Below are 17,837 nucleotides of genomic sequence, written 5' to 3' on the forward strand. Positions count from 1 at the left end.
GTGTCATTTTGTGTCGTCTTCTGGCAATTTAGGCTTTTTGTGGGAAGCTGAAATCCTGGTAATTCAAGGCCTTACCCATAGGGGTGGGGTGGCTACTTGCCCTTAACCTTGGCTTGATCCGCCACGGCCTGGATGCTTCTGGCGATGGCCTCGGCGTCGCCCAGGTAGAAGTGGCGCACCGGCCGAAGTTCCGTGTCCAACTCGTAGACCAGGGGTACGCCTGTGGGGATGTTCAGGCCCGCGATGTCCGCGTCGCTTATGCCGTCCAAGTATTTCACCACGGCCCGCAGCGAATTCCCATGGGCCGCGATGAGCAGCCGCTGTCCGGCCCGGATGCGCGGGGCCACCTCGCCCTCCCAGTAGGGCATGACCCGGGCCACCGTATCCTTCAGGCATTCCGTCAGGGGCAGTTCCGCCTCGGTCAGGCCCGCATACCGCCGGTCTTTTCCCGGGTGGCGCGGATCGTCCGGGGTCAGCGCCGGCGGCGGCACGTCATAGCTGCGCCGCCAGGAAAAGACCTGGGCCTCGCCGAATTTCTCGGTCATCTCGGCCTTGTCGAGTCCCTGCAGCGCCCCGTAATGCCGCTCGTTCAAGCGCCAGGACTTCGCCACCGGCAGCCACATGCGGTCCATGCCCTCCAGCACGATGTCCAGCGTCTTTATCGCCCGCTTCAACACCGACGTCAGACAGGCGTCGAAATCATAGCCCCCGTCGGCAAGCAGCCTCGCCGCGCTTGCCGCCTCGGCCTCGCCCTGAGGCGTCAACCCCACGTCCGTCCAGCCCGTGAACCGGTTCTCCAGATTCCACTGGCTCTGTCCATGCCGCAAGAGCACCAGCGTATGCATACCGCCTCCTTCCGGGGCTGCCGCCCCGCACCCCCCCCTGGCCGCCGGAGGCCGCCTCTAGCCTTTCTTACCGCCCCGTGCGGGCACGGGCGCGTCGTCGATGCCGGTGACCATGCGGATGGCGCAGAACGTGCCGCACATGGCGCATTCGCGTTCGTCGCGGTGGTGTTCCCGGCGTTTGCGCAGCAAATCGGGATCGATGGCCACCTGGGCCATGGCGTCCCAGTCGAGTTTGGCCCGGGCCTCGGAAATGGCCCGGTCGCGGGCCACGGCGTGGGGTCGGCCCAGGGCCGTTTCGGCGCTTTGGGCGGCCACCAGGCTGGCCTTGACCCCGGCCCACACGTCTTCGGGGCCGGGCAGGGTCAGGTGTTCGGCCGGGGTCAGGTAGCACAGGAAATCCGCGCCGTAGGTGGCGGCCAAGGCCCCGCCGATGGCCCCGGCGATATGGTCGTAGCCCGGGGCGCAGTCCGTGGTCAGAGGCCCCAGGACGTAGAGCGGGGCATAGTGGGTCAGGCGCTTGATGCCCTCGATCTGGGACTGGACAAGGTGCAACGGCACATGTCCCGGGCCTTCGATCATGATCTGCACCCCGCGTTCCCAGGCCCGAAGCGTCAGTTCGCCCAGGGTGACCACCTCTTCCCACTGGGCTCCGTCCCCGGCGTCGGCCCCGGCCCCGGGCCGCAGCCCGTCACCCAGGCTTATGGTCACGTTGTGCCGCAGGCAGATGTCGAGCACGTCATCAAAGCGTTCCAAAAGCGGATTTTCGGCGTTGCGGCGTTTCATCCACCGGGCCAGGATGGAGCCGCCCCGGGACACGATCCCCAGCACCCGGCGGCCTCCCTGGGCCATGGCCGCGCCCCGGGCAGTGACCCCGCAGTGCAGGGTCATGAAATCCACGCCTTCTTCGGCCTGGCGGGCGATTTCCTCCAGGAATTCCTCCACGGAAAAGTCGCTGGGGTCTTGGCCCCGGGCCACGTATTTTTGGGCCAGCCCATACAGCGGCACCGTGCCTACGGGCAGTTCCGAGGCGGCGATGATCTCCTTGCGGATGGCGTGCAGGTCGCCGGCCGTGGACAGGTCCATGACCGTATGCGCCCCGGCCTTTTGGGCCAGCCGGAGTTTTTGCATCTCCATCTTGACGTCGTTGATCAAAACCGAGGTGCCGATATTGGCGTTGACTTTGATCGTGGCGGGCTGTCCTACCACGGTGGGGATGACGCTTAAATGGGCCGGGTTGGCCAGAAGCGCCATGCGCCCGGCGTCGATGCCGCCGGTCAGGGCGGCGACGTCGAGGCGTTCCGCTGTGGCCAGTGCGGCGGCATGGGTTGCAAGGAGTTGGGAAAGCGTCGTGTTTTTGCCGAGAATGCCCATGGGTGTATGTTCCTTTTGGCTGAGGTGTTCCTTGCTCGGTTCCTAGCACGTCCGGAAATGAAGCTCAAAGGGGTTGCGTGCGCTTGGAGCCGGTTGGAGCCAAAAAGGCGCGGCTGCGGCGGTTTTCGTGCCTCCCGGCCGGAAGGGATGTGTTGACAGCACGGGCGCCAGTCTCTAAACATACGTTTCAAACATTTGTTTGACGGAGGTGGCGGCATGAGCGACAGCGGCAACGGCGAAGAAACGCGGATTCGGCTCCTGCACGCGGCAGGGGACATTTTTTCGAAGAAGGGCTACCAAGCCGCCACCATCCGGGATATCTGCCGCAAGGCCAAAGCCAACGTGGCCGCCGTGCATTACCATTTCGGCAGCAAGGAGCGGCTCTACGACGCCGTGTTGCGCCATGCCCACGAAGAGGCCCTGCGCCGCTATCCCATCGATACGGGCCTGTCGGAGGCAAGCCATCCCCGGGAGCGCCTTTTGGCCTATGTCCGGGCTTTGCTTTTGCGCATGCTCTGCAAGGGGGAGAATTCCTGGCACAGCGCGCTCATGGCCAGGGAGCTGTCCGAGCCCACGCCCATGCTGGGACGATTCGTGGACCGCTCCATCATGCCCCGGGTGGAAAAACTGCGCGAGATCGTCTGCGACATCCTCGGTCCCGGGGCCGATCCGGCCTTGGCCGCCCTGTGCGTGCAGAGCATTGTGGGCCAGTGCCGCAACTATGCCGTTGCGCGTCCCATCCTGACCCGGATTTTTCCCGACCTGACCTACGACGAACCCGGCATTTCCCGTCTGGCGGAGCATATCGTCCGTTTCTCCCTGGCGGGCATGGCCCATTACCATGACCGGCAGGACGGAGGATTCGAGGCCGATGCGGGGCATGCCGTCCCGTCCCATTCCGAAAACCACGTGCGGCAGTAACAACCAAAACCACCCCGGAGAAGCCTCTTGTCGACACGCGCCAAAAATTCGCGCGCCCGGATACGCGGCGCTTTGTTGTTTCGGTCCCCCGTCCTGCGGGGCATGTTCGTGGCGATGCTTGCCCTTGCCGCGTGGTCCTGTAACGGCGGGGACAAGGCCGCCGGGCCGAAGGCCGCCCGGGCCGTCCCGGTGGCCGTGGCCACGGCCGTGAAAAAAACCGTCCCCGTGAACATCCAGGCCGTGGGCAATGTGGAGTCCATGGCCTCGGTGGCGGTCAAGACCCAGGTGGGCGGACTGATCATGGAGCAATACGTTGTCGACGGCCAGGACGTGGCCGAGGGCGACAAGCTGTTTCTCATCGATCCGCGCCCCTTCGAACTGTCCCTGGCCGAGGCCGAGGCCAAGATCGAGCGGGATCGCGCCCTGTTGCAGAATGCCGAGGAGGATCTCGAGCGCTACGCCCGGCTCAAGGAAAAAGACGTCATTTCCAAGGAGTCCTACGACCACACCCTGGCCCAGGCCCGGACCCTGCGCGGCACCATCAAGGTCAGCGAGGCCGAGCGCGACCGGGCCAAGCTCGACCTGGAATACGCCCATGTACGCTCCCCCATCACCGGCCGGGTGGGGGCGATTTTATTGCACAAAGGCAACGTCATCAAGGCCAACGATGACCGCGTGTTGGTGGTCATCAACCGCATCCGGCCCATCTACGTCTCGTTTTCCGTTCCCGAACGCTATCTGCCCGGGATCATGGCCCGCATGAAGACCGGGCCGGTCACGGTCACGGCCCAGGTGGACGGGGAGCTGGCGGCGGAGACCGGGGTGCTTTCGGCTTTAAACAACACCGTGGACACCACCACCGGGTCCATCCGGCTCAAGGCCAGCTTCACCAACGCCGACGCCGCCCTGTGGCCCGGGCAGTTCGTGCGGGTGACGATCGCCCTTGACCAGCGCCAGGGGGTGGTGGTGCCGACGCCCGCCGTGCAGGAGGGGCTGCGCGGCCCGTACCTGTATGTGGTCAAACCCGACAATACCGTGGAACCGCGCGATCTGAAGATTTACGGCATTGTGGGCGGAGAGACCGTGCTGAACGAGGGCGTGGCCGACGGCGAGGTCGTGGTCACGGACGGGCAGTTGCGGTTGACCCCGGGGGCTGCGGTGGAGGCCAAGGGCGGCGCCGGGGCGGCCAAGGAGGCAGGGGCCGGGCCGGGCGTCGCCAAGGTCGCCGAGACGCCCGGCAAGGAAGGCTCCAAATGAATCCTTCGGCCCTTTTCATCAACCGCCCGGTGACCACCACCCTGATCATGCTGGGGCTTTTGCTGTTCGGGATCATGGCCTACAACCGGCTGCCCGTCAGCGATCTGCCCAACGTGGACTTCCCCACCATCCAGGTCTCGGCCAACCTGGCCGGGGCCAACCCCGAGACCATGGCCTCGGCCGTGGCCACGCCCCTGGAGAAGGAATTTTCCACCATCGCGGGCATCGACTCCATGACCTCGGCCAACAGCCTGGGGGCCACCCGCATCACCCTGCAGTTCTCTCTCGAGCGGGATATCGACGCGGCGGCCCAGGACGTGCAGGCGGCCATCACCGCCGCCACGCGCCAACTGCCGTCGGACATGACCACGCCGCCCACCTACCGCAAGGTCAACCCGGCCGATCAGCCCATCCTGTACCTGGCCATCTCCTCGCCCACGCTGAGGCTGTCCGACGTCAACGAATACGCCGAGACGCTGATGGCCCAGCGCATCTCCATGGTCAACGGCGTGGCCCAGGTCATGGTCTACGGGTCGCGAAAGTACGCCGTGCGCATCCAGCTTGATCCCGAGGCCCTGGCCTCGCGGCAGATCGGGGTGGACGAGGTGAATTCGGCCATCAAAAGCGGCAACGTGAACCTGCCCGTGGGCACCGTGGCCGGTCCCCAACGCGAATACACCGTGCATTCCAGCGGCAAGCTCATGAACGCCGAGGCCTATGGCCCCTTGGTGGTGGCCTGGAGAAACGGGGCGCCCGTGCGCTTAAACGAGGTGGCCAAGGTCTTCGACAGCGTGGAGCAGCCGCGCCGGGCCAACTGGTACAATTTCACCCCGGCCATGGTCCTGGCCATCCAGCGCCAGCCCGGCACCAACACCGTGGGCGTGGCCCAGGCCGTCAAGGATCTGTTGCCCGAGTTTCGCTCCCAGCTCCCGGCGGCGGTCAACCTGGACATCCTTTTCGACCGCTCGGACTCCATCAAGGATTCCGTGGGCGAGGTGAAGTTCACCCTGATGCTCACCGTGGCCCTGGTCATCATGGTCATCTTCCTGTTTCTGCGAAACCTTACGGCCACGATCATCCCCAGTCTGGCCCTGCCCATGTCCGTGGTGGGCGCCTTTGCGGTCATGTACCAGATGGGGTTCAGCTTAAATAACATCTCGCTCATGGCCCTGACCCTGGCCGTGGGGTTCGTGGTGGACGACGCCATCGTCATGCTGGAAAACATCGTGCGCCACATGGAGCAGGGCAAGACCCCGCTTGCTGCGGCCATGGACGGGTCCAAGGAAATCTTTTTCACCATCGTGTCCATGACCATTTCGCTTGCGGCGGTGTTTCTGCCGGTGTTGTTCATGGGCGGCGTGGTGGGGCGGCTGTTCCACGAATTCGCGGTGACCATCTCCGCCGCCATCCTGATCTCGGGATTCGTGTCCCTGACGCTGACCCCCATGCTGTGCAAGCTCATGCTCAAGCCCCATGCCCATGGACAAAGGCACGGCCGATTCTACCAGTTCATGGAGAATTTCTTCGAAGGCATGCGACGTGTCTATGAAAAAACCTTGCGGGCCACCATCAACCACAAGCTGCCGGTGCTGCTCTTTTCTTTTCTGCTGGTGGGGGCCTCGGTCTATTTGTTTCGCATCGTCCCCAAGGGCTTCGTGCCCAGCGAAGACAACGGCGGCATCCAGGCCGTGGTGGAAGGGGAGCAGGGCATCGCCATTGAGGCCATGGTCGGACACCAGAAAAAGCTCATGGACGTGATCTCGAAGGATCCGTCCGTGCAGGCCTTCATGTCCGTGGTGGGGGCCGGCGGTCCCAACTCCGCAGGCAACACCGGACGGCTGATGATCCGCCTCAAGCCCCGGGACGAGCGCCCGGATCACGCCAACGAGGTCATGCAGCGCCTGCGCGGCAAGCTGTCCCAGGTGCCGGGGGTGCGGGTTTTTCTGCAGAACCCGCCGCCCATCCGGGTGGGCGGCATGGCCACCAAGGGCCAATACCAGCTCACCCTGCAAAGCCCCAACATCGAAGAGTTGTACCGCGAGGGCTCGGTTCTGGAGGAGCGGTTGCGCGGGCTTCCCATGCTCCAGGACGTCAACAGCGACCTGGAGATCAAAAACCCCCAGCTCAATGTGACCATCGACCGGGACAAGGCTTCGTCGCTTGGCATTTCCGCCTACCAGATCGAGGACGCCCTGGCCACGGCCTACGGCAACCGTGAGGTGTCCACCATCTACGCCTCCAACAGCACCTACAAGGTCATGGTGGAGCTTGATCCGAAATATCAGGCCAATCCCGACGCCTTGGCGCTTCTTTACGTGCGCTCCAAGGACGGGAAGCTGGTGACCATGGACACCCTGGCCAGTTGGGCGGTTGCGGCCGGGCCGCTTTCCGTCAACCATTCCGGACAGTTGCCGTCCGTGACCCTGTCGTTTAACCTGCGCCCCGGGGTGTCGTTGGGCGACGCGGTTTCGGCGGTGGAGGATCTGGCCCGGGAGACGTTGCCCGACGGCATCAGCACTGCGTTTCAGGGCGAGGCCCAGGCCTTCCAGAGTTCGTTTTCGGGGTTGTGGCTGCTTTTGGCCATGGCCATCGTGGTCATCTACATCGTGTTGGGCATCCTGTACGAGAGCTTCATCCATCCCTTCACCATCCTGTCGGGGCTGCCGTCGGCGGGGGTGGGGGCGCTTTTGACGCTCTACGTGTTCGGGCAGGACTTAAATATCTACGGGTTCGTGGGCATCATCATGCTGATTGGCATCGTCAAGAAAAACGCCATCATGATGATCGACTTCGCCCTTGAGGCCCAGCGGGCCGGAAAGCTCGATCCGGCCCAGGCCATTTTCGAGGGCGCGCTGGTGCGGTTTCGGCCGATCATGATGACCACCATGGCGGCGCTGATGGGCACGTTGCCCATTGCCCTGGGCATGGGGGCCGGGGCCGAGGCCAGGCGGCCCCTGGGCCTGGCGGTGGTGGGCGGGCTTGTGGTGTCGCAGCTTTTGACGCTCTATTTCACGCCGGTCTATTACATCTACCTGGATAGGTTCCAGTCGTGGCTGGGGCGGCTTTTCGGCCGCAAGGCCCGGGTGAGGGCGAAGGACGCGCCGGTGACGGCGGGATAAGCTTCCAAGCGGTCTGACGAAAAATCAAGCCCCCCGGACGTGGTCGCGTCCGGGGGGCTTGATTTTTCAGGAGGGAGTCATAATGTATTTTTTATTTGACATAATGATTATTATAAAATACATCAGGGTCAAATTGGAAAGGAGGCGTGGTGATGGGGAAGTTTGATTTTTCGGTGATTCGAAATCTTCGTAAAAAGAAAGGGATCACTTCCGACGAACTGGCCAGGCAGGCTGGGCTGACACGAGGGACGATCGCAAAGATCGAAAGTCGAAACAGCAACCCGACGATAGATACAATTGAAGCGCTCAGTACCGTGTTTCAACTCACCTCGAGCGAGTTGATCCGGATTGCCGAGACTGCACAATGCGATGAAGCTGCTGCCAGGCCGTTTCATGAAGACCGGTTTGAGGGAATTCATCTCGTGTTTCCAAATTTCGAAATCTATCATTTGCGAGCCGAGGCTGGCGCCAGAAAACAATCCGACCCGAAAAAACATGAAAATACATCCGAGGTGTGCTTGGTCCTTTCAGGGAGAGTCAAGGTGACCGTTGCGGGACAATCACACGAACTGGGACCGGGTGCAGCTCTGAGATTTAAGGCAATCCATGAACACGAATATGCTGTTGTCGAAGAGGCAGATATCTTGTTAATTCATCATGCAATTGTCTAGTGTGAATATTTTGAAGACATGAATACGTTAAAAGGATGTCTATACCATGTTGAATAAATTGTATATTGAGGAAGATTTGCTCCCGTCGATAGGGCGTTCAAGAAAGAAGTACGACAATATACCCCGTGCTGATGGGATGTTTCTTGCGTGGCTTGTTGAAACGACATGCCGTCATAGGGCATTGGAAATAGGATCAGCAAATGGTTACTCGGCGATATGCATCGGCCTTGGTTTGGAAAAACAAGGGGGCCGCTTGATAACCATAGAAAAAAGTTCCGCCAAATCTGCCCTATGTCGTCTTAATCTACAGAAATCTGGTTTGGAGAAAACAGCAGAATGCATTACAGGGAATGCCTTGAAGGTAACGAGTGATCTTTCCGGTGGGTTCGATTTTTTATTTCCTGATCTTCCCGTAAATGTTCTTCCCTTCGTTCAAGCTGCTTTGCAAAAGATGTCTCCTGGATACGTCATTGTGCTTCATAATTTATGTTTCATGCGGAGATATAAAAAAGTACTTGATTTTGTGTGTGAAAACAGACTGCGTGTTGAAAATATATCAATTGTAGATGGGTATGGTTTTTTTGTTATTTCGCATGGAGATATTGGTGTAGATTTTTCTTGTTATAATAGGTGAATGCGCACAAGTACATAATAAGCAAAAACAGAAAAAAGCTCGAATGTGCAGAGTCAACATGTACGGTGACGGTTATCACCCGACGCCTTTGCCTTTCAGACCGCATCCAGCCGCGGCATGCTACTTCCCAGGCACTCCCCCCAGTGTGTCAGTGACGGTCTCCATGATTGCCGTACCTGCCAGGAACAAGGGCAAGTTACTTCGCCCCAGCCAACGGCGCCGATTCCTCGATACGCTCCAGGGCCGAAACGAACGCCTGGGGTGAAATGTTGACCGATCCGGAAAAGGGGGTGTTGATGTCAAAAATAAAATACATGCATGAGAGAATTGTAAAGACGACAATGGATTCCACAAAAAATTTCTTCATGTTCCTTTTCGCGCCATTGGCATGCAGCTCCACGCAGATCCCGAGAAATCCGATGAGCATGATGATCCATACCGGCGGATAGAGATTCCCGGACAAGGACAATGCCCGCGCCGCGCGCAACTTTGACGAAAGCATGAGTGTCGTGCCGAGTTCGGCATATATCGAATTGTCTTCCTTATCTCCAGGTTTTAAGGCTCGAAACGCATCCCATATCCGGTCAAAACATTGCTTCGTTTTGTCGGACATGGCTTTGTCTTTATCCATGGACAGCCACTCGTCATGGGTGACGCTTTCCATGTAGGCGGCTATGGCGCTTCTAAATCCGCTCGAATCGTTGAAATTGCGGGAAATATAGTTGGCGACGAGCAAGGAATTGGCTTCCTCGGCGACATTTTCTTTGGAGGTGTTAAACGTGCTCCAAAGCGTAACGATACAAAATCCGATGAAAAAAGCATAAATGGAGCCAAATAAGGAGAATATGGTTCCACTTACGGTTCCTGCCACTTTTTCGTCAGCAACTTTTGCGGAACGATGCTTTAAGGCGATAAGGATTGTGGGCACCGCAATGCTTATGCATGCAATGAAGCTGAATACAATAAGGTAATCGATCATGGCGTGTCATCCTTCCCGCAATACACGTCTTTCCCCGGCGCCGGTCTCCATGCACAAAAGGACGGCATGGCCACGTTTTTTTGGCCTACCTGTCAGGTGACGCCCATCCCGGCCACACAATCGTTATTTCCCCGGCCACCACACCTCTTTGACCGTATACGCCCCGCCCGTAACCCCGATGATCGACACGGCCTTTTTGGGCACGCCGCTTTTGCGGCTGTAATCGATTTTGCCGGTCACGCCCTCGAAATGCCGCGTGCCGCGAAGGGCCTGACGCAAGGTCTGCGTGTCGCCTTTTCCAGCCCGGCGGGAGGCGTCGGCCACAAGCATCACCGCGTCGTAGCCCAGGGCCGCAAAGGCGCTCTCCGGCGCCACGCCGTATTCGGCCCGGTAGTCGGCGATGAACCGTTGCACCTTGGGACGGGCGTCGCCGCGAAAGGTGTGGGTGGAGAAATACACGCCGTTGGCCAATTCCGGCCCTGGCACGGAGGCCACAAGCTCGGTGTCGAAGCCGTCGCCGGACAGGATGGGCAGCGTCAGACCGGCTTGGCGAATCTGCTTCACGATCACCCCGGCCTCGTCCGGTACGGCGGCCACGAACACCGCGTCGGGTTTTGGTTCGGCCTTTTGCAGGCACCCCACCAGGGCCGAGAAGTCCCGATCCCCGGCTTTGAATTCGTCCGCCAGGACCACCTCGCCGCCCTTGGCCCGGAAGCGTTCCTGAAAATAGCGGGAAAGCGCCGTGGTGAAATCCATGGAGGCGTCGGTCCACACGGCGACCCGCTTCACCTGCAAATCCTGCCGGGCATAGTCGGCGATGGCGTGGGCCTGGTCGTCGTCGCCGAAGGGGACCATGAAGAAATTCGCGCCCAGCCGTTGGGGCAGGTCCGGGTGCGTTGCCCCGGAGGTGATGAAGGGCACGCCTTTTTCCATAAACGGCGGCGCAGCGGCCAGGACGTAATTCGTGTCGCCGTAGCCGATGCCCACGGCCACGCCCTCGGCCAGGGCCTTATGGGCCGCTTGGGCCGCCGCCTGCGGGTCGGTGGCGGTGTCGAAGGCCATAAGCTCAATGGGCCTGCCGCCGACGCCGCCCTGGGCGTTTAGATGCTTGGCGGCCAGCTTCGCGCCGCGCAGGCCCGGGGTGTCGATGGAGCTCATGCCGCCGGTCGTGTTGTACAGGGCGGCGATCTTAAGCGGCGCGGCCGCCACGGTACAGTTGGCGATGAGACAGAAGGCGCAGGCCAGAAGCGGGATACGCGCGATGTGCATGAGGCTCTCCTTGAAGCGGCATTGCGGGGACATGTTCTCCGCCGCCCTTTAACATACGGCCCGGGGATCGGAAATATCCTTGTGGCGCCTGCGGTGCAGCGGTTCGGAAATATCCGTATGTCGATTGCAGCGTCATCCTGCCTGGGATTTCAGATGGATGTTCCGCGCGGAACTGCCTTGGCGCCTGACTGCGACCGGCTTGGCCTGCGCCGCGAATGTCGTACGGGAAGGCCCCGGGGGCACGGCCATGATGTCGTCGCACCTCGGATCTTCGAAAACAAAACCCCCTCCCGGCGAACCGGAAGGGGGGATGCGTGCGGTGCAGACGGGACGTTGAAGCGTCCCGGGCCGATCAGAGAATCTGCTCCAGGAATTTTTGCGTGCGCGGATGCTCGGGCGCCGTGAAGAACTTGGCGGGCGGGGCCTCCTCCACGATGCGGCCGCCGTCCATGAAGATGATCCGGTCGGCCACCTCCCGGGCGAACCCCATTTCGTGGGTCACCACCACCATGGTCATGCCCTCCCGGGCCAGGGCGGCCATGACGTCCAAGACCTCGCCGATCATCTCCGGATCGAGCGCCGAGGTGGGTTCGTCGAAAAGCATGATCTTGGGGCTCATGGCCAGGGCCCGGGCGATGGCCACCCGCTGCTGCTGGCCGCCCGAGAGCTTCACCGGGAACACGTCGGCCTTGTCCGGGATGCCCACCTTCTCAAGCAGCCTTCGGGCCATGGCCTCGGCCTCGGGCATGGACATTTTTTTGAGCTTTTGGGGCGCGATGGTCAGATTGCGCAGCACGGTCATGTGCGGGAAGAGGTTGAAGCTCTGGAAGACCATGCCCACTTCCATGCGCACCTTGTTGATGTCCACGCTTGGCGAATACAGGTCGAACCCGTCCACCACGATGGAACCGGCGGTGATGCTTTCCAGGCGGTTGATGGTCCGAAGCAGGGTGGACTTGCCCGAGCCGCTGGGGCCGATGATGACCACCTTTTCTCCGGGTTCGATGAAAAGGTCCACCTCGGACAGGGCCGCCACCGTGTCGAAATGCTTGCTGACGTTTTCGACGCGGATGATGGGGTTAGCGGGTGACATGGCGTGAAAGCCTCTCTTCCATGATGCTCACCAGTTTGGAGAGGATCAGGGTGATGATGAGATAGATGAGGGCCACCAGGGTGTAGGTCTCAAAGTACAAAAAGCTCTCCGAGGCGAATTCCCGTCCCCGGCGCAGAAGGTCGGAGACGGCCAGGATGGAGACCAGGGAGGTGTCCTTTAAAAGCGCGATGAATTCGTTGCCCACCGGCGGCAGAATGGTCCGCCAGGCCTGGGGCAGGATCACGTAATACATGGTCTGCCAGCGGTTGAAGCCCAGGGAGCGGGCGGCCTCGGTCTGGCCGTGGGAGATGGACAGGATGCCCGCCCGGAACACCTCGCCCATGTAGGCCCCGTAGCAGAAGCTCATGGCCACCACGGCGGCCACCATGTCCGGCACCTTCACGAACTGGCCCAGGGCGTAATAGATGTAAAAGAGTTGGACCAGAAGCGGTACGCCGCGCACGATCTCCACATAGGTGGAGGCCACGAGGTTGATGGCCTTGTTTCGCGAGATGCGCCCAAGCCCCGTCAGAAGCCCGATGACGATGGCCAAAAGGATGGAGAAGATGGTGACCTGGAAGGTGACCAGGATGCCGTCGGGCAGAAATTTGATGAGCCGTATATAGGGGGTGGGCTGGAAGATGAGCAGATAGGCCAGGGTGGCCACGGCGAAGAAAAAGGACAGCTTCCAGGCCGACACCAGCCCCCGGTCGCCCCGGGAGGGGATGGCCGCGCCGTCGCCGACTTCGATGACGACGGGTTTTATGTCTTGCGATCGTTTCTTGTCTTCGTTCATGTCGCACGTCTTTTTTGGTCGCGCGGCGAGGGAGGCGCGGCGCGTCTGGCGAATCACATGAGAAGGCGCGCCGCTCCCCATGGAAGGCGGCGCGCCCATGCGGCCGGTATGTTTACTGGCCGATCCACTTCTTCTGGAGTTCCTTGTCGATGCCCTTGTCCTGGACGGCCTTGATGCCCGTGTTCACCAGGTCGAGCACTTCCTTGTTCCCCTTTTTCATGGCGATGCCGTAGAACTCGTCGCCGGCCTCGATGATCGTGGCGATCTTCAGGGCGTTTTTGTACTTGTCGTTTTGCAGGGCGTACTGGGCGGCGACGGGATCGTCACACACCACGCCGTCGATGCGGCCGTTGAACAGATCCTCGAAGGCCAGGCCGACTTCGTCATAGGACTTGTCCTTGATGCCCTCAACCTTCTTGATGGCGAAATGGCCGGTGGTGCTGATCTGGGCGCCCAGGGTCTTGCCCTTCATCTCCTCGATGTTCTTGACCTTGCTGTCCTTGGGGACCACCAGGGCCTGGCGGACCTTGAAATACGGGATGGAGAAGTCCATGGCGTTTTTGCGCTCGTCGGTGATGGACACGGAGGAGCAGATGGCGTCGTAGTTCCCGGCGTCGAGACCGGCGAAAATGCCGTCCCAGGCCACGGCCTTGAACACCGGGGTGAATCCGGCTTCCTTGCCGGCGGCCTTCATATAGTCGACGGCGAAGCCGGTGATGGCCTTGTCGGGACCGACGAATTCCATGGGCGGCCAGGTGGCGTCCGTGGCGAACACGATATCTTTGGCCAGGGCCGTGCCGGTCAGCAGCACGAGGGCCATCACGGTGAGCAGGGTCCGTTTGAACATGCGACTTTCTCCTTGCGGTTGGGGGGTTGCGGGATCGGTACGGCCTGCCGGGCTATGCCGGAAAAATCCGTTTCTTTACGAAATCAGAAATATTTGTCCGAATCGTGGCAAAAAAACAAGTAAAAAAATCAATACAATCCGTAGGTCCTCCAAGATGTGTGGCTTTTTCACGAACCGGGCGACGCGGTGTCGTCAAGGAAGGCGTCCAAGACCGCCAACCCCTCGATGAATCCCGCCCGGCCAAAGCCCAGGCGGAAATGGGAGGCGTACGGGCCGTAGACCCGGCCGGGCAGAAGCAGGGCCCCGGTGGCGTCGAGCAGACGCTTGGCGAATGCCGCCGCATCGCCGCCGTCCGCCAGACGCGGGAAGGCGATGGGGCCGGCCTTGGGTGCGGACCAGACGAAACGATCCTCCCGGCGGGCCATGAACTCCCTGGCTGCCGCCAGGTTGTCCAGGGTGATGGCGCGGGTTCGGGACAGCACGTCCTCCCGATGGGACAGGGCCAGGGCGGCCAAAAATTCCGTGGCCGGAGAGCCGCAGATGCTGGTGTAGTCCTTGATCCGGGCCATGCCCGAAAGCACCTGGGCGTTTTTGCTGGCCACCCAGCCCACCCGAAGTCCGGCCAACCCGAAGGACTTGGACATGACCCCAAGCGACACGGCGGATTCCGAGAGGTCGCAGGCGGCGGGCAGGCGGTCGGCCGGGTCGTATTCCAGGAAGCGGTACACCTCGTCGGAAAAAAGCAGGGCCCCGGCGGCGTCGCACAGCCGCACGATCTCCCGGAAGGCGTCCTGGTCGGGTAGGGCCCCGGTGGGGTTGTGGGGAAAGTTGACGACCACAGCCCGGGTTTTTTCCATAAGGGCCGTTTTCAGGAAATCCAGGTCCGGTATCCAGCCGTTTTCCTGATGTCCCGGCCACTCCAGCACACAGGCCCCCAGGGCGGCGGGCACGTCGCGCAGGGAACGGTAGCAGGGGGTCTGGACGATCACCCTGTCGCCGGGGGAGATGATGGCGCTGAAAAAGGTGAAAATGGCCTCTTCGGCCCCCACATGCACCAACAGATCGTCCGGGGTCACGGAGGCGTAGAGCGGGCATATGGCCCGACGCAGGGTGGGGCCGCCCCGGGAGTCGGCATAGCCCATGGGCAGGGCGGCGAAGGCCTCGGCCGCGCCGTCGGAGAGCGACAGCAGTTCGGCCACGGTCAGGGGCTGGCAGTCCGAAACGCACATGAGGCGCTTGGCCGTGAATTCATGGACGGAAAAGTAGCGTTCCAGTTCGAAGGGCGGCAGATTCATGGCAGACTCCCAGGCAGGGGATGGCTTCGCTGCAACACGGGGGCAACCCCCGCAGCGACAGAGGCCGATACCCGGCTTTGCCCCCGGGATCAAGGGCTTTTTGCCCGTTCGCGATCACTTTGCGGCGGCGGGCCGTTGCTCTGGCCGTTGCCCTGGCCGTTGTGCAGGAAAAAAGTCAGGACCGAACGCAGGACCACCTCGGAATGGGCGTTGAATGCGGCATGGGCCTTGGCCTCCGTGGTTCCCATGGCGTAGGAGGTCACGGCGTAGAGGAGGTCGCCCCGGAGAAGAAAGGTCTGGTTGACGAATTGCTTGCGCACGGCCCCTTTGGCGTCGGCTACATCCCGCAGATACAGGGCCTCGTAGGCCTGGCGGCCCTGGACCGTGGTGGTGCGGCACTCCACGCGGCGTCCCAGGAGCGTCTCCTCCACATAGGTCTTGATCTGTGCGCAGTTGACGAACTCGCTCTGGCTGGTGGCGAAGTCCGGGGGGCGCCGCCGCACGCAGACGTAGACCAGGCCGTCGTCCGGGCCGGTGGCCCCAAGGGAGGCCAGGCAGTCGCGGGTTTTTTCCTCGAAGGTCTTCCAGCCCTGGGGCAGGACGATGCTGAAGCCGTAGTCCATGTTGGCGCTGCGCACGGGCGGGGGCAGCTCCTGTTCGCGGCAGGCGGCCAGGGCGGCCAGGACGACCACTGCGGCCAGGACTGCGGCCATGCCAGGGGCTTTTGGCCAAAAACGCGGCGGCTGCCCGGCCGACCGGGACGGATGACGGGATGCGGACATGCTCCATGTCTAACCCAACCTCGGCGAAAAGCAAAACCCGCACGGCCCGTGCATTCGGAAGCTGCCGTTTTGGGGCGCGCTTCCCGCTTCGCACCGCAGGAACTCCCGCCATGGGGGGAGCATGCGCCGCCCAGACGTTCCTGTGACCACAGACGATGCGCGGCTTGCACGATGAGGCAAAAGGTCTTATTCTCTGTCAAGAGCTTTTCTTTCGTAGTCCCACGGCGCACAGCCCCTCCACAAGGAGGCCCGGCCCATGATCAACGGCATTTCCTCCAATCTGCAGGCCCTTTCGGCCTTCGCCACGTCCCAGGCGGCCACGGCCAACAACTTGGCCAACGTCAATACCGACGGGTATCAGTCCGCCCGGGTGACCCTGGAGACCGGCCAGGGCGGAACCGGCGTGGCCGTGCAGGAGATCAGCCGGGACCAGACCCCCGGTCCCGTGCGCTATGAAGAACTTCCCGTGGAGACCGCCGATGGCCGAACCGAAGGGGAGTGGACGGCCGTCGAGGGCAGCAATGTGGACCTCTCCACCCAGATGGTGCACATGATCAACGACGAAAACGCCTATTCCGCCAACCTGGCCTCCATCCGCACCCAGGACGAACTGGTCGGCTCCATCCTGAACATGATCGCGTAATCCGCCTCCCGGATTCTGTCTGCCCCCGGCGCATTGGCCCCATGCGGCTGGGCGGGGTTGTGGCTGGCGTAAATTGTCCGTGTGCCGCAGAAATTGCGTCAGGAAATTGACATGGGGGCGACGGCCGCTTACAGTCGCGTATGACCGTGTGCGTCCCGTGGCGGCAAGGGATGGGACGGGCCTCACGGGACAGTGGGGCACGACGATCCAGGAGGGCGGATGGAACTGAATCTGGGCGGCATCGTGGGAAAAAGCCCGGTGTTGGATGAGGTCTACCGAATTCTGGGCAAGGTGGCCCCCACGGACAGCACGGTTTTGGTCACCGGAGAGTCCGGCACGGGCAAGGAACTGTTGGTGCGGGCCCTGCACATAAACAGCCGCCGCCAGGGCAAGCCCTTCGTCCCGGTCAACTGTGGGGCCATCCCCCGCGAACTTCTGGAGTCCGAGCTTTTCGGCCACGAGAAGGGGGCCTTCACCTCGGCCATCCGCAGCCGTCCCGGCCGCTTCGAGCTGGCTGACGGCGGCACCATCTTTCTCGACGAGATCGGGGAAATGGACTTAAGCCTTCAGGTGAAGATCCTGCGTGTGCTCCAGGAAAAAGAATTTGAGCGGGTGGGCGGCGCCAAGACCATGAAGGCCGATGTGCGCATCGTGGCCGCCACCAACCGCAACCTGGAAGAGGAGGTCCGGACGGGACGCTTCCGGGAAGACCTGTTTTATCGCTTAAACGTCATCCCCATGCATCTGCCGCCGCTTCGGGAACGCGGCGACGACATCCTGCTTCTGGCCGACCATTTTTTGAACCGGTTCTGCAAGCAGAAGCAGCGCAAGAAAATGGGCCTTCCATCCCGTTCCCGTGAGCTTTTCCTCAGATATCCCTGGCCGGGCAACGTCCGTGAGCTGGAAAACTTCATGGAGCGCCTGTCCATTCTCTGCGAACATGACGAGATCCTCCCCGAGGATCTGCCGCAAAAGATACTCGACGCCGCCGGCATCGCCGTGCCTGAAGCCCAGGCGGCGGCCTGTGCGCCTGCAAACGGCTTCGTGTGGCCCAACATCGGACATTTGCGGGAAAAGGCGTTGGGGCTGAAGGATTTCCTGGATCAGGTGGAGGAGCGCCTTTTGCTTGAGGCCCTGGAAGAGGCCGGGGGAGTCAAGAACCAGGCCGCCGAGATTCTGGGCATCAAGCGGACCACGCTCATCGAAAAGCTCAAAAAACGGAACCTGGCGGCCGACTGACGACAGGGCGGTTCTCCCGGCCTGCCGTGCAGGCGGCGCAGGCGCATGGCCCCAGGCGGCGTGGCGGTCGGCGCGG

At 61.8% G+C, this 17,837-nt stretch carries 16 protein-coding genes; 7 read left to right on the plus strand and 9 right to left on the minus strand.

Features of this window, described 5'->3' with window-relative positions; all coding sequences use genetic code 11:
- Window positions 1–92 precede the first annotated feature (92 nt).
- Both gpmA and thiC read right to left on the minus strand, forming a co-directional pair.
- Window positions 93–845 (minus strand): 2,3-diphosphoglycerate-dependent phosphoglycerate mutase, encoded by a 753-nt coding sequence (gpmA, locus tag V3572_RS16295; RefSeq protein ID WP_332112085.1) that lies wholly within the window; start codon window positions 843–845, stop codon window positions 93–95.
- A 57-nt stretch (window positions 846–902) separates the two neighbouring features.
- A complete protein-coding gene (thiC, locus tag V3572_RS16300; protein ID WP_332112086.1) occupies window positions 903–2,216 on the minus strand; it encodes a phosphomethylpyrimidine synthase ThiC in 1,314 nt (437 codons plus the stop codon).
- A 216-nt stretch (window positions 2,217–2,432) separates the two neighbouring features.
- Between thiC and V3572_RS16305 the strand changes: the two genes are divergently transcribed.
- The 5 genes from V3572_RS16305 to V3572_RS16325 all read left to right on the plus strand — a co-directional run bounded on the left by V3572_RS16305 (window position 2,433) and on the right by V3572_RS16325 (window position 8,818).
- Entirely contained in the window at window positions 2,433–3,137 is a 705-nt protein-coding gene (locus V3572_RS16305; protein ID WP_332112087.1) for a CerR family C-terminal domain-containing protein, read from the plus strand.
- Between the two features lie 114 nt (window positions 3,138–3,251).
- Complete coding sequence (locus V3572_RS16310) at window positions 3,252–4,394, plus strand: efflux RND transporter periplasmic adaptor subunit (RefSeq protein WP_332112101.1); 1,143 nt, start codon at window positions 3,252–3,254, stop codon at window positions 4,392–4,394.
- Window positions 4,391–7,513, plus strand: coding sequence for an efflux RND transporter permease subunit (locus V3572_RS16315; protein WP_332112089.1), 3,123 nt, complete (start codon window positions 4,391–4,393; stop codon window positions 7,511–7,513). Before V3572_RS16310 ends, V3572_RS16315 begins: the two co-directional genes overlap by 4 nt.
- 152 nt (window positions 7,514–7,665) lie before the next feature.
- Window positions 7,666–8,184 carry a helix-turn-helix domain-containing protein gene (locus V3572_RS16320; protein WP_332112090.1) on the plus strand — a complete coding sequence of 173 codons (519 nt, stop codon included), beginning with the start codon at window positions 7,666–7,668 and terminating at the stop codon, window positions 8,182–8,184.
- A 46-nt stretch (window positions 8,185–8,230) separates the two neighbouring features.
- Entirely contained in the window at window positions 8,231–8,818 is a 588-nt protein-coding gene (locus V3572_RS16325; protein WP_332112091.1) for an O-methyltransferase, read from the plus strand.
- Window positions 8,819–9,014: 196 nt separating this feature from the next.
- Here the strand turns inward: V3572_RS16325 and V3572_RS16330 are convergent, their stop codons facing one another.
- The 7 genes from V3572_RS16330 to V3572_RS16360 form a co-directional block, all read right to left on the minus strand.
- A complete protein-coding gene (locus V3572_RS16330; RefSeq protein WP_332112092.1) occupies window positions 9,015–9,797 on the minus strand; it encodes a bestrophin-like domain in 783 nt (260 codons plus the stop codon).
- A gap of 123 nt (window positions 9,798–9,920) precedes the next feature.
- The gene (locus V3572_RS16335; protein WP_332112093.1) at window positions 9,921–11,066 is read right to left on the minus strand and encodes an ABC transporter substrate-binding protein; all 1,146 of its coding nucleotides are present in this window, start codon (window positions 11,064–11,066) and stop codon (window positions 9,921–9,923) included.
- A 352-nt stretch (window positions 11,067–11,418) separates the two neighbouring features.
- Window positions 11,419–12,159: an amino acid ABC transporter ATP-binding protein gene (locus V3572_RS16340; protein WP_332112094.1), complete on the minus strand. Its 741-nt coding sequence runs from the start codon at window positions 12,157–12,159 to the stop codon at window positions 11,419–11,421.
- The gene (locus V3572_RS16345; protein ID WP_332112095.1) at window positions 12,146–12,955 is read right to left on the minus strand and encodes an amino acid ABC transporter permease; all 810 of its coding nucleotides are present in this window, start codon (window positions 12,953–12,955) and stop codon (window positions 12,146–12,148) included. Before V3572_RS16345 ends, V3572_RS16340 begins: the two co-directional genes overlap by 14 nt.
- Window positions 12,956–13,067: 112 nt before the next feature.
- Window positions 13,068–13,802, minus strand: coding sequence for a basic amino acid ABC transporter substrate-binding protein (locus V3572_RS16350; RefSeq protein WP_332112096.1), 735 nt, complete (start codon window positions 13,800–13,802; stop codon window positions 13,068–13,070).
- A 167-nt stretch (window positions 13,803–13,969) separates the two neighbouring features.
- Window positions 13,970–15,097, minus strand: coding sequence for an aminotransferase class I/II-fold pyridoxal phosphate-dependent enzyme (locus V3572_RS16355; RefSeq protein WP_332112097.1), 1,128 nt, complete (start codon window positions 15,095–15,097; stop codon window positions 13,970–13,972).
- Between the two features lie 89 nt (window positions 15,098–15,186).
- The gene (locus V3572_RS16360) at window positions 15,187–15,810 is read right to left on the minus strand and encodes a hypothetical protein (RefSeq protein WP_332112098.1); all 624 of its coding nucleotides are present in this window, start codon (window positions 15,808–15,810) and stop codon (window positions 15,187–15,189) included.
- A 325-nt stretch (window positions 15,811–16,135) separates the two neighbouring features.
- On the opposite strand from V3572_RS16360, the gene V3572_RS16365 reads away from it, so the two are divergent.
- Window positions 16,136–16,522 carry a flagellar basal body rod C-terminal domain-containing protein gene (locus V3572_RS16365; protein ID WP_332112099.1) on the plus strand — a complete coding sequence of 129 codons (387 nt, stop codon included), beginning with the start codon at window positions 16,136–16,138 and terminating at the stop codon, window positions 16,520–16,522.
- 219 nt (window positions 16,523–16,741) lie between these two features.
- A complete protein-coding gene (locus V3572_RS16370) occupies window positions 16,742–17,761 on the plus strand; it encodes a sigma-54 interaction domain-containing protein (RefSeq protein WP_332112100.1) in 1,020 nt (339 codons plus the stop codon).
- Window positions 17,762–17,837: the final 76 nt, after the last annotated feature.

The organism is Desulfolutivibrio sp., assembly GCF_036584575.1.
GTDB lineage: Bacteria > Desulfobacterota > Desulfovibrionia > Desulfovibrionales > Desulfovibrionaceae > Desulfolutivibrio.